Source organism: Bradyrhizobium sp., assembly GCF_049512235.1.
In the GTDB taxonomy this organism is placed as follows: Bacteria; Pseudomonadota; Alphaproteobacteria; order Rhizobiales; family Xanthobacteraceae; genus Bradyrhizobium.
Genome location: NZ_JBEKXH010000210.1, coordinates 1 through 11,060, shown reverse-complemented (window position 1 = coordinate 11,060; position 11,060 = coordinate 1). Strand labels below are relative to the sequence as shown.

Sequence of the window (11,060 nt, the reverse complement as noted above, 5' to 3'; positions counted from 1 at the left end):
CGTACGCTTCAGCGCCGTCGTCTTGCTTACGAGGTATTCGCTCACGCTTGGCATAACGCCCCCCGCCCTGCGAACCGTCGCACGCCTGACGCTGCCGCGTCCACCGCATCTCATCCCGCGTTTCATGACGATCGCGAGCCGCCCCTCATTTGGAACGAGACGAAACACCTGTAGACCGTCTAGAACAAAAAGTAAACAATAATATTTTTAAAAAAAAGGCCCTTGACAGCCCCGAAACACCTGACCCAGGCGCGCATCTCTCACCCGGCACGGAGTCATTGGACAGTTCGAAGGAATGCGCAGGAGATCTACCTGAGCGCCTTCAAAAATGCTTGGACGTAATACGCGGCGCGTGGTCCCATGCAACGCGAAAAGACCGCGCATCGCGTTGCCTGGGCGGCGGTAAAACGCAAATATGAGAAATCCGGCGACCGTTGGATTCCGCGCGAAGACTGATCTGACGCGGCCGCTACGATCACTTTGCAACCAAGGGCCGGACATCGAGCGGTGGGAGTGACAAGTGTGACAGGATTCCCATGGACTCGCTGATCACGGCCGCCGCGCGTGCGCTCGCGGCGGGCGATGTACTCGGCGCATTGAAGCGGGTAGCCCTGCGTGACGACGCGCCCGCGCTCGCGCTTCGCGGCATTGCGATGGCGCAACTCGGCGAGCTCGTTCGCGCGAAGGGTCTGTTGCGAAGTGCAGCGCGCGCGTTCGGCCCGCGAGAGGCCGTGGCGCGGGCGAGGTGCGTCGTCGCAGAGGCCGAGATCGCGCTCGTCTCGCGCGAGCTGGGCTGGCCCGCGAAGGCGCTCGACGCCGCGCGGGCGACCCTCGAAGCGCACGGCGACCGGGTGAACGCCGCCCATGCGCGCTATCTCGAGGCGCGGCGCCTGCTGCTGATCGGGCGCATCGATGAGGCCGAGCGCAGGCTCGCCGAGCTCGACCCCCTGCCCCTCCCGGCCGCGTCGAGGGCGGCCCACGAGCTGGTGGTTGCGGGGATCGCGATGCGACGCCTCCGGATCAAGACGGCGCGCGCGGCGCTCGCCCGGGCTGGGCGTGCCGCGCGCCAGGCCAAAATCCCTGCGCTGACGGCAGAGGTCGAAAGCGCATGCATGGTCCTGAACACGCCCGCGGCGCGCCTGATTGCGCGCGGCACGGAGCGCCCCCTCCTGCTCGATGACGTTGAAACGTTGCTCGCGTCGAAGGCGCTCGTCGTGGACGCCTGCCGTCATGCCGTGCGTGACGCACACACATCGGTCTCGCTCGAAAGCCGTCCGGTGTTGTTCGCGCTCGCACGCGCGCTGGGCGAGGCGTGGCCGGCAGACGCGCCGAGGAGCACGCTCGTCGCGCGGGCCTTCCGGGGCAAGGTCGCCGATGAATCGCATCGCGCGCGGTTGCGCGTCGAAATCGGGCGGCTCCGCACGGCGCTTCGGACGATGGCCGGTGTGACCGCGACGAAGCAAGGATTTGCGCTGGTGCCGCGCCACGCGCGCGAGGTCGTCGTGCTGGCCCGGCCCGTCGACGAGGAGCATGCCGTGGTGCTTGCCTTGCTCGCCGACGGCGAGTCGTGGTCGAGCTCGGCGCTCGCGCTTGCGCTTGGCGCCAGCCAGCGCACCGTGCAGCGGGCACTCGACCAGCTCGCGGAAGCCGGCAAGGTGCAGCCCTTTGGCCGCGGGCGGGCGCGTCGCTGGATGACGCCGCCGGTGCCGGGATTCCCGACAACCTTGTTACTCCCCGCTCCCCTGCCGGGTGACTAGGATGGAAGCCGCCCAATGATCAGGATGTCAGCATGAGAAGATCAGCCGCCGAAATCATCCGTGAGTACGGACCCTTTCCGGGTGTCGACCGCGTCAATGGGGTTACGTATGACGGTCAGCATGTCTGGTTTGCGTCCGGAGACAGACTGAACGCGATCGATCCTGAGAGCGCGAAGGCCGTGCGCTCGATCGACGTCGCCGCGCACGCCGGAACGGCCTTCGACGGCCAGCATTTGTTTCAGATCGCCGAGGATCGCATCCAGAAGATCGATCCGGACAGCGGCCGTGTGCTCGCCACGATCCCGGCGCCCGGCGGCGGCGGCGACTCCGGTCTGGCGTGGGCCGAGGGGTCGCTCTGGGTGGGGCAGTATCGGGGCCGGAAGATCCATCAAGTCGATCCCCAGACGGGGGCCATTCTTCGCACCATCGAGTCCAACCGCTTCGTCACCGGGGTCACCTGGATCGACGGCGAACTCTGGCACGGCAGCTGGGAAGGTGAAGAGAGCGATTTGAGGCGACTGGATCCTCAAACCGGAGAGGTCCTGGAGAGGCTCGAGATGCCGCCCGGCGTGGCCGTGTCCGGGCTCGAGTCCGATGGCGGCGATCAGTTCTTCTGCGGCGGGGGAAGCAGCGGGAAGGTCAGAGCCGTGCGCCGGCCCAGGCGCGGAGCCACGGCCGGCAGCCGATAGCGCGGGCGGATTATTAGCCTGCCGGTTCGGCGCAACGCGCGACCCGGCGGGCGTAATCGGCCGTTTCAAGCCCGCGAGCCACGCCCGCGAAATCCTTTGCTCACGCTACTGTCGCTCCACGCGTGCCGGTTTTGAATCTCTCTATCGGCCGATTCGAATTGCGCAGCGGTGACACCGCTTTTCAATTTCAGCGTCACCACTTCGACGATGGGCAAAGATTCCTTCGCCTGCACCGCAGTGGCCTTTGCGTTAGCGCAGGCCTGTTCGCGGGGAAGGAAGAATGTCTCCAGCACGAAGCCGTCCGGCGCGCCATGGGGCCGGCAAGGTCACACGGTCGGAGGGACACGGTCGCAAACTCCACCAAATAACCACTTAGTCGATATAGGGTGGTCCGAGCGGAACGAATCCGAATCCTCCGGCTTTGAATCGCGGCCTCGCCGCCACGAAGCCATCGCCATATCCCTTACCCCAATCGATCCAGCAAACCAGGAAGCTCCAATCATGGCTGAAGCTACCTCCCGCCCGGCCGTCAAGACGGTTCCCAAGCCCCGCGACCAGCACCTGCGGGATATGGCCGACTGCATCCGGTTTCTCTCCATGGATGCCGTGCAGCAGGCCAACAGCGGCCATCCCGGCGCGCCTCTGGGTATGGCCGACATCGCGACCGTTCTCTTTAAGGATTTCATGCAGTTCGACGCAGCGGATCCGCATTGGTTCGACCGCGACCGCTTTGTGCTGTCGAACGGCCACGCCTCGATGCTGCTCTACAGCCTGCTCTACCTGACCGGCTTCAAGGATATGACGCTGGACGAGTTGAAGCGTTTCCGGCAGATCGACAGCAAGACCGCCGGCCACCCCGAATACAAGCACGCCGAGGGTATCGAGACGACGACCGGTCCGCTTGGCCAGGGGGTTGCCAACTCGGTGGGCTTTGCCCTCGCCGAACGCATCCTGAACGCCAAGTTTGGCGACGATCTGTGCAAGCACTGGACCTATGTCTTCATGGGCGACGGTTGCCTCATGGAGGGTATCAGCGAGGAAGCGATCTCCATGGCGGGCCATTACAAGCTCGGCCGCCTGATCGCCTTCTGGGACAACAACTCGATCACGATCGACGGCGCGACAAGCCTTGCGGTCTCCGACAACGAAGTCGAGCGCTTTCGCGCCTCCGGCTGGCACGTCCAGGAGATCGATGGCCACGACACCGATGCGATCCGTGATGCCATCGCCGCCGCCCGAGCCGTGACGGACAAGCCGTCCATGATCGCCTGCAAGACCATCATCGGCTTTGGCCTCCCGACCAAGGCCGGCACCCAAAAGGCCCATAGCGACGCTCCCGGCGAGCAGGAAATCGCCGGCGCCCGGAAAATCCTCGGTTGGGATTCGCCCCCGTTCGTGATCCCCGAACCATTGCTGCGCGAGTGGCGCGAAATCGGCGCCAAGGGACGTGCGGCCCGCATGGCCTGGGCCGACCGCGTCAAGGCTGCGCCCGCCGAACTCCGCTCCGAGTTCGAGCGCCGGAACGACGGGGAGTTGCCCACCGGCTGGAGGAAGGCGATCGCGGCGGCCCGCGCGGAGTTCATCGCAAGCGGCAAGGACATGGCGACCCGTTCCGCCAGCGGCGCGGTACTCGATCATCTCGCCGCCGCGATCCCGGAACTGCTGGGAGGTTCCGCCGACCTGACGCCGTCGAACAACACCAAGGCAAAGGGAATGATCGAGGTCAAGCCCGGCGAATACAACGGCACCTATATGCATTACGGCGTGCGCGAGCACGGCATGGCCGCCGCCATGAACGGCATCGCGCTGCACGGCGGCTTGATCCCCTATGGCGGCACCTTCCTGTGCTTCTCGGATTACTGCCGCCCGTCCATCCGCCTCGCCGCCATGATGCAGATCCGGACCATCTTCGTCATGACGCACGATTCGATCGGCCTCGGCGAGGACGGCCCAACCCATCAGCCGGTCGAGCACCTCGCGGCATTGCGGGCCATCCCGCACCTCGCGGTCTATCGCCCGGGCGATCCGGTCGAGACCGCCGAGTGCTGGGAGTTGATCCTGAACACACCCCGCCAGGCTGCTCTCATCGCCCTCTCCCGCCAGCCGATGCCGCTACTCCGCCGTGAAGGCGGCAACGAGAACAAGTCGGCCAGGGGCGGTTATGTCCTGCTGGAAGCCGAGGGCGGCGATCGCAAGCTCACTATTCTAAGCACCGGCTCTGAATTGCAGCTCGCGGTCAAGGCGCGGGACGTTCTGCAAAAGCAAGGCGTCCCGACGGCAGTCGTCTCCATGCCGTGCCGCCTGCTCTTTGAGCATCAGGACTCCGCCTACAAGAAGGCGGTTCTCGGCACGACCCGTGCGCGCGTCGCGGTGGAAGCGGCGGTCGAACTTGGCTGGGAACGCTATATCGGCCTCGAAGGCCGCTTCATCGGCATGCACGGCTTCGGCGCCTCCGGCAAGATCGCCGATGTCTACAAGAAGTTCGACATCAATGCCGAGGCGGTGGTTCGCGCCGCGCACGAGACGCTGGCGGAGGTTGCCGCCCTCTAAATCTAAATCGAACGCACGACGAGTTGCCGGGTCGTTCGTGCGAAGCTTCGAGCGGCACGCCAGCAAAATGCCGCCCTAAATCATAGGGCGGCATTTCCATATCCGCGGAAAGGTCAGTTCTTTTGCTCTTCCAACGTGACGGCGACTGCGCCGGTTGCCGACAGACGCACCTGGTCACCCTCGACGCCGGCGACCAAGCCCCGGTCGATGTAATGATGATGGCCTTTGCATTGTCGCCTCGGAGCACCGCGCGTCCGGAACAGACCCGCAAGCGGCGGTCACCCGAATTCGTCAAGCAAAACCGGCTTTCCGATCGCTGAGAGACCGGTTCCGTCGAAGCGCGTGAGCTGGAGATGATGAATGGCACGATAATCCGTCGGTGAATTGTAGACGCCGATCCCGTCGATGAACATCGGCGGCGTGATGTCCTTGAGCGTGGTTGCCTGCCGCAGCAGATTGGCGCGCGTCAGTTCGTCGCCGCAGCGCTTCAGTACCTGTTCGATCATGTAGGCATTGTTGTAGCCCGGCAGCGCCGCGGCATTGTTGAGGTCGAGATTGGGCATGTACTTTGCCGCAAAGGCCTTGAAATCCTTCACGGCGGGATGATCGAGCTGGGTCGGATCCACCGGATTTCGCTCCCAGGTCGCGGTGATGACCCCGGCGGAAGCCTGCGCGCCGGCTGGAATGAAGGTCGTCCCGATCGAGCCGGCGTTCGATGCAATCAGGTGCATCGGATGCCAGTCCAGCGCGGCTGCCGCGCGGATGCCTTGCGCGGCGAATTTGGACTGCGTGAACTGGATCAGGACGTCGGCGCCGGCGGCCTTGAAGTCCAGGATTTGCGAGTCGATGGTCGGATCGGAAAGCTCGTGGCTGAGCTCCTTGACGATCATTCCAACCTTGTCGCCGAGGCCCTGCTTCAGTCCCTTGACGTAATCACGCCCGAGATCGTCATTCTCGTACTGAACCGCGATCTTCGCCGCCGGCCGCTCGCCGAGAATGTATCGCGCGAACAACGCGCCCTGGGCGGCATAGATCGGATAGAACGGAACGATCCATGGAAACTCCTTCGGGTCGTTGAACCGTTCGGCACCGGAAGTCAGGAACAGGTTCGGAACGCCCTTGCCATTGAGGTATTTCTGAATGGCGACATTGGTGGGCGTTCCCAGCGAACCGGCGATGGCAAAGACCTCGTCCGACTCGACGAGCTTGCGGGTCTGTTCGATTGCCTTGGGCGGACTGAACGCGTTGTCGAGCGAGATCAAGTTGATCTTGCGGCCATTGATCCCGCCGCGATCGTTGACCATCTGGAAGTAGGCGAGTTGCGCCAGCCCGTAGGCTGCAGCCGTGGAAGCAGGACCGCTGTAATAGGCCGTGGTGCCGAGCTTGATTTCACTGGACGTGACACCGGGGCCGTCATCCCCGGCGGCGCGGGCGCGTCCGACCAGAACCGTCGTCAAGGCGCTCGCGCCGATAGCGACGATCGCGCGTCGCGTCAGGTTCTTCATCTTGCCATCTCCGATGTTCGCTCGCCTGCTCGTGCGGCGCATCCGCCGCGGCATAAATGTGTTGTTGTTATTTATCGTTCGGCAGCGCCATCCCGGCAGGCTTTGCGCCCCACATGCAGAAGCTCGACGGCTCGAAGCCGAACTGGCGGGGCCGGTGCGTCGCCTCGTCCTCGATTTCGTCCACGCCGACGGAATATTCGAACACCATCCCGTCCGGTCCCTTGAAATAGAGGAAGCGCGCACCCGACGTCGGATGGCGGCCGGGTCCGAACACGATCGGCACCCGGCGCTCGCTCAGAAAATAGAACGATCGCAGCACGTCGTCGTTGGTTTGCACTTGATGGTTCACGTGCTGGATGCCCGCCTGCGGCGCGCGCACCAGCGCGATTGTGTGATGGATCGCATTGACGCGCATCAGCGGGATGTCGCCGATGCGGTCGCTGACACGCGCGTTGCAGACCTCGGTCCAGAACCGTTCGTCGCGCGCGGGATCGGTCGAGTAGAGGCCGATATGGCTGAAGCCGGTGATGCCGGCGTCGCGCGCGGCGAAATAGCGGCGGCCGCTTCGCTCGGGACGCACCGCGAGTTCGATTTGGTTTCCACTGGGATCGTCAAAGCCGATGAACGCCCTCACCTTTCGCCTGGCGGCTTCGTCCGCCGAGCCGGCCTGGACGTGGTGGCCGAGCCGTTCCAGCGTGGCGGCGGCCTGCTGCAAACAGTCCTCATCCTCGACCTCGAACCCGACGGCTTGGTCCTTTGGATCGCCTTCGGTGTAGCAAAGCGTATGCGAGCGGTCGTCCGATCGCAGATAGAGCGCCTTGTTGCCGCGCTCGGCGACCTGCAGGCCGAGGCAGCTGGTCGCAAAAGTTTCAGCCGATTCCATATCCGGGGTTGCCAGGCGGACATAGCTTACGTCTTTGAGATTGATCATGCTTCTTCTCCCGGGGTTGATCGCCTAACTCACGCTTGCGCTCAGTTCGGCCACGCCCTTGGCCTCGCTGCCCCAATCGCAAAGCGATTCCGGCACCAGCGCAAATTGGCGCGGCGGACGACGTCCGGGCCCGATTTCGCTCATACCGTTGACATATGAAAAGATAACGCCGTCAGGCCCCTCGACATGAAGGAAGATCTGCTTCGAACATGGCTCCCGGCCGGGACCCTGCACGATCCTGATCTGACGCTCCTGCATGAAGTAACTGTTCTGCATGATGCTATCGAGCGTCTCGACCTCGAAGGCCGCGTAAAGCAGGCCCGGTCGTTTCGCCGGATAGAGCGCGATGCGATGGTGCAGCCCGTCGATGCGCAAATAAGCGATATCGCCGACCCAGTCGCTGACCTCGGCGCCGAGTTCCTTCCAGAACTGCAGATCCCTGGCGAGGTCGGTCGAGCGCATGCCGACGCCATGAAGCCGGGTGATGCCGGCATCGCGGCTCGGGAAATAGCGGCGGCCACTTTGGGTCGGACGGGCCACCAGATCGATGTTGTTGCCCGAGCCATCCTTGGCCAGCAGCGCGGCCTGGACGTAGCGGAGCTGGCAGTCGCCGGCCGAGGCGCGGCTCGAAGCAAAGCCGCTTTTGCCCAGCCGCTTCTCGATTTCGTCGAGCGCCCGCTGGTCCCAGACTTCGATCCCGATGCTCGAGTAGCCGCTCCCGCCATTGCCGAAGCTCAGGGTGCGAAAGCGGTTGTCCGAGCGGAAGGCAATCTCGCCGTCGCTCTCCGCGACACGCTGCAGGCCAAGGATATCGGCCGCGAACCTGGCGCTGGCATGCAGATCGCTGGCCGCGAGCCTGACATAGCAGACCGACACGACGAGCGGATGGCTATCCGGATGCATGGGCACGGGCTCTCTCACCGCATTCTCAATCGGGGCTGCCGGTTGCTGAGGAAGACTTTGATCATTTGACGCCACAGCGCGAACAGCTCGTCGAACCATTTCGGATCATTGTCCCACAGGGTTCGCAGCGCCATTCCCCGCACCAGGCTGAGCGTCAGGGCGACGATGTCGGACGCCAGTTGACCGGAAACGCCGCTCGCGGCCAGAGCCTCGGCCCAGGCGGCCTCGACAGGACGCCGCGCCTTGCGCGAGATATCAAGAATCTGCTTGCGCACCGACTGGTTGGTCGAGGTCGACAGCACGATATCGATAGCGACCATGAAGTGTTCGCTGAAGAAAAATTCGCGCGCGTCCTCGATGACGGCCTCGATCAGGTCGCGTGGCCGGTTGACCGCCGAGGCCCGGCGCCGGCTCAGCACCCGGGCCTGTTCGAAGACATATTCGAGGGTGGCGACAACGAGCGAATCCTTGGTCGGAAAATGATGCAGCTGGGCGCCCCGCGACAGCCCGGCCTCCTTGGCGACCTCCGCGGTTCGAAACCGCGCATAGCCGCGCTTGCGGATCAGATTGGCGGCGGCTTTCAGGATACGGGTGCGGGTTTCCTCGCTGCGTTCGGCCTGGGTACGGCGGCGCGCCGCTGCGACCGAGCGCCGCGCAGAACTCGCTGCCGCTGAAACCCTGTTTGCCAGAACTGCCATGTCAGACCTCGATGCAGACTTTGTCGTCGATCACCTTGACCGGATAGACCTTCAGCGGAACTTCGCAGGGCATACCGGTCGGCTCGCCGGTCGTGACATCGAACGTTCCGAAATGAAACGTGCATTCCACGATCTTCCCGGTCAAAATTCCCTCCTCCGACAGCGACGCTTCGCCGTGGGTACACACGTCGGCGGTCGCATAAATCGTACCATCCACGCGATACAGCGCGACATTGGAACCATCGGGTAGCGCCGCCTTCCGGATCTCGCCTTCCGCGACCTCGGCGACTGCGCATAGCACCACTGTCTCTGTCATCGACCTGGCCTAGAGCATGGTGCTTCCGCCGTTGACGCTGATGACCTGGCCGGTCACGAACGAAGCTTCGGCGGATGCGAGATAGCTGACCATGGAAGCGACTTCTTCCATCTCGGCGGGACGGCCCATCGGAATCACGCTCACGAACTTGGCAGCGAGGGCGGGATTGCTCCTGGTGATCGCGACCATCTGCGGGGTGTTCACCGCGCACGGTGCAACGGTGTTCACGGTAATGCCGTCGAGCGCAAATTCGCGCGCCATTCCGGTGGTCAATCCATGGACCCCTCCCTTGGCGGCATTGTAGGCGGCGTGGTCCCAGAGCCCGTTTCGAACGGAATCGGCGCCGAGATTGATGATGCGGCCGTAGGAATTGGCGCGCATTTTTGGAATCGCATGCCACGAGCACCACAGAACGGTCCAAAGATTACGGTCGATCGTCGTCCGCAAGCTCTCCGGCGTATGCTCGGTGAAGGCCTTGATGATGCCGCCGCCGGCATTGTTGACCAGCACATCGAGCCGGCCAAACCGATCGACCGCCAGGTCGATCGTGGCCTTGGCAACGCTCTCCGAGGACAGATCGCCGGCATGACCGACGACTTCGGCGCCGAATTCCTTGCCGAGGTGTTTTGTTGTCCTGTCGAGTTCTGCTTCATCCATATCCGCGACCACCAGCCTGGCGCCGTCGCGCGCCAGTCGTTCCGCGATCGCAAGGCCAATGCCTCTGGCGGCGCCGGTCACGACGGCCACGTTGTTCTTCAGTTTCTGATCCATAGCAACCTTGCTTTCACAGAATGATGCTGAGCCGGCCCTGGGCGCGAAGACCGTCGCTGTCCAGAAGGCAACGCTTTTCCTTGATCCGGAATGTGCCGTTGCCGGGCACCAGACGGTACCGGTTGCTGCCGAAGAATGTGTCGGTCACGCCGTCCTTGGTGCGGTAGGTGATGAACGCCGAACTGACTTCAAGATCGTCGCCGATGCGCTTCCTGATCCGGACATTGCTGACGAGGTGCCGGGTTCGCGAATGCGGGAATTCGGCGTGAGCGGTGCGCTTCATCAGGCGCTTGACCCGTTCGCTCAGCCGAAATCGGTCGTCGGCGACATAAAAGAGATTATTATCGGGGGACGCATCGACCGCGAGATCCGTGGCCGGGACGTAGTAGATCGCGTCGTCGGTGAACAATTCCAGCCATTCCGGCAGCCGCCACTCGTCCAGCAGCTCGGCTTCGGCGAACAGGAAGTCCTCGACGTCGGTGCGAGCTATGGTTTGCATCGCTATGGCTGTGTCGCTCATGCCGGCACCCGGAAGATTTGTTCATTCCAGTTCGACCAGAACGCGCGCATCTGCGCTTCATCATCGTAGGACGGGTTTTCCTTGCCCATTCCCTTCGAGATATCGTTCCATTGCGCCTCGGCGGAGTTGCGAAAGCCGCGCTGGCACTGTTCCAGCGCCTCGACGTCGTCCGGCGTCGCAAATCCGCCGGGCCCGAGAAACTCGAGAAAATTGAACAGGCGGTATTTTCGCGCCCATTCGGTCTCTTCCATCGGCGCCAATGCCCAGGCGCTGATATTCATGAAATCGGGCGCCGCCGGAAAATAGGTCCGCACCGTCACCGCCATGATGTCGTTGATCACCAGATTTGGAAAGATAAAGAGGTTGCGGTTATAGGTGGCGATGCGATCGGCCCGCTGCTTTCCAAACCGTTTTACCAGT

At 63.6% G+C, this 11,060-nt stretch carries 13 protein-coding genes and 1 pseudogene; 4 read left to right on the top strand and 10 right to left on the bottom strand.

Translation table 11 applies throughout. The features are described from left to right. Positions 1-360: 360 nt before the first annotated feature. The 3 genes from ABSG20_RS19505 (at position 361) to ABSG20_RS19495 (ending at position 2,446) form a co-directional block, all read left to right on the top strand. Complete coding sequence (locus ABSG20_RS19505; protein WP_423866148.1) at positions 361-456, top strand: ChaB family protein; 96 nt, start codon at positions 361-363, stop codon at positions 454-456. A gap of 80 nt (positions 457-536) precedes the next feature. After that, positions 537-1,757 carry a helix-turn-helix domain-containing protein gene (locus ABSG20_RS19500; protein WP_423866147.1) on the top strand — a complete coding sequence of 407 codons (1,221 nt, stop codon included), beginning with the start codon at positions 537-539 and terminating at the stop codon, positions 1,755-1,757. A 32-nt stretch (positions 1,758-1,789) separates the two neighbouring features. Next, a complete protein-coding gene (locus ABSG20_RS19495; protein WP_423866146.1) occupies positions 1,790-2,446 on the top strand; it encodes a Vgb family protein in 657 nt (218 codons plus the stop codon). A gap of 65 nt (positions 2,447-2,511) precedes the next feature. Here ABSG20_RS19495 and ABSG20_RS19490 read toward each other — a convergent pair whose 3' ends face one another. Next, positions 2,512-2,739: a hypothetical protein gene (locus ABSG20_RS19490; RefSeq protein ID WP_423866145.1), complete on the bottom strand. Its 228-nt coding sequence runs from the start codon at positions 2,737-2,739 to the stop codon at positions 2,512-2,514. Between the two features lie 208 nt (positions 2,740-2,947). Here ABSG20_RS19490 and tkt point away from each other — a divergent pair, with 208 nt between their 5' ends. Then, positions 2,948-4,996 (top strand): transketolase, encoded by a 2,049-nt coding sequence (tkt, locus tag ABSG20_RS19485; RefSeq protein ID WP_423866144.1) that lies wholly within the window; start codon positions 2,948-2,950, stop codon positions 4,994-4,996. A gap of 113 nt (positions 4,997-5,109) precedes the next feature. On the opposite strand, the pseudogene ABSG20_RS19480 reads toward tkt, so the two are convergent. From ABSG20_RS19480 to ABSG20_RS19440, 9 genes and pseudogenes are all read right to left on the bottom strand, one after another. Continuing rightward, positions 5,110-5,223, bottom strand: a pseudogene (locus tag ABSG20_RS19480) (DUF2171 domain-containing protein); the annotation flags it as partial. A 51-nt stretch (positions 5,224-5,274) separates the two neighbouring features. Next, entirely contained in the window at positions 5,275-6,501 is a 1,227-nt protein-coding gene (locus ABSG20_RS19475; protein ID WP_423866143.1) for an ABC transporter substrate-binding protein, read from the bottom strand. Positions 6,502-6,568: 67 nt separating this feature from the next. Beyond that, complete coding sequence (locus tag ABSG20_RS19470; protein WP_423866142.1) at positions 6,569-7,432, bottom strand: VOC family protein; 864 nt, start codon at positions 7,430-7,432, stop codon at positions 6,569-6,571. Between the two features lie 24 nt (positions 7,433-7,456). After that, positions 7,457-8,335, bottom strand: coding sequence for a VOC family protein (locus ABSG20_RS19465; protein ID WP_423866149.1), 879 nt, complete (start codon positions 8,333-8,335; stop codon positions 7,457-7,459). 14 nt (positions 8,336-8,349) lie between these two features. Further along, positions 8,350-9,033: a TetR/AcrR family transcriptional regulator gene (locus ABSG20_RS19460; RefSeq protein WP_423866141.1), complete on the bottom strand. Its 684-nt coding sequence runs from the start codon at positions 9,031-9,033 to the stop codon at positions 8,350-8,352. A 1-nt stretch (position 9,034) separates the two neighbouring features. Beyond that, complete coding sequence (locus tag ABSG20_RS19455) at positions 9,035-9,349, bottom strand: non-heme iron oxygenase ferredoxin subunit (protein ID WP_423866140.1); 315 nt, start codon at positions 9,347-9,349, stop codon at positions 9,035-9,037. A 9-nt stretch (positions 9,350-9,358) separates the two neighbouring features. After that, positions 9,359-10,120 carry an SDR family NAD(P)-dependent oxidoreductase gene (locus ABSG20_RS19450; RefSeq protein ID WP_423866139.1) on the bottom strand — a complete coding sequence of 254 codons (762 nt, stop codon included), beginning with the start codon at positions 10,118-10,120 and terminating at the stop codon, positions 9,359-9,361. Between the two features lie 13 nt (positions 10,121-10,133). After that, positions 10,134-10,640: an aromatic-ring-hydroxylating dioxygenase subunit beta gene (locus tag ABSG20_RS19445; RefSeq protein ID WP_423866138.1), complete on the bottom strand. Its 507-nt coding sequence runs from the start codon at positions 10,638-10,640 to the stop codon at positions 10,134-10,136. Beyond that, positions 10,637-11,060 (bottom strand): SRPBCC family protein (locus ABSG20_RS19440; protein ID WP_423866137.1); only part of this gene is annotated, 424 nt, incomplete at its 5' end. The genes ABSG20_RS19445 and ABSG20_RS19440, both read right to left, overlap by 4 nt.

Bases quoted from the DNA above. Each gene is read 5' to 3' on its own strand.
- ABSG20_RS19475 (WP_423866143.1), bottom strand. From the start codon at position 6,501: ATGAAGAACCTGACGCGACGCGCGATCGTCGCTATCGGCGCGAGCGCC.
- tkt (WP_423866144.1), top strand. From the start codon at position 2,948: ATGGCTGAAGCTACCTCCCGCCCGGCCGTCAAGACGGTTCCCAAGCCC.
- ABSG20_RS19465 (WP_423866149.1), bottom strand. From the start codon at position 8,335: ATGCATCCGGATAGCCATCCGCTCGTCGTGTCGGTCTGCTATGTCAGG.
- ABSG20_RS19460 (WP_423866141.1), bottom strand. From the start codon at position 9,033: ATGGCAGTTCTGGCAAACAGGGTTTCAGCGGCAGCGAGTTCTGCGCGG.
- ABSG20_RS19470 (WP_423866142.1), bottom strand. From the start codon at position 7,432: ATGATCAATCTCAAAGACGTAAGCTATGTCCGCCTGGCAACCCCGGAT.
- ABSG20_RS19450 (WP_423866139.1), bottom strand. From the start codon at position 10,120: ATGGATCAGAAACTGAAGAACAACGTGGCCGTCGTGACCGGCGCCGCC.
- ABSG20_RS19505 (WP_423866148.1), top strand. From the start codon at position 361: ATGCAACGCGAAAAGACCGCGCATCGCGTTGCCTGGGCGGCGGTAAAA.
- ABSG20_RS19500 (WP_423866147.1), top strand. From the start codon at position 537: ATGGACTCGCTGATCACGGCCGCCGCGCGTGCGCTCGCGGCGGGCGAT.
- ABSG20_RS19455 (WP_423866140.1), bottom strand. From the start codon at position 9,349: ATGACAGAGACAGTGGTGCTATGCGCAGTCGCCGAGGTCGCGGAAGGC.
- ABSG20_RS19495 (WP_423866146.1), top strand. From the start codon at position 1,790: ATGAGAAGATCAGCCGCCGAAATCATCCGTGAGTACGGACCCTTTCCG.
- ABSG20_RS19445 (WP_423866138.1), bottom strand. From the start codon at position 10,640: ATGAGCGACACAGCCATAGCGATGCAAACCATAGCTCGCACCGACGTC.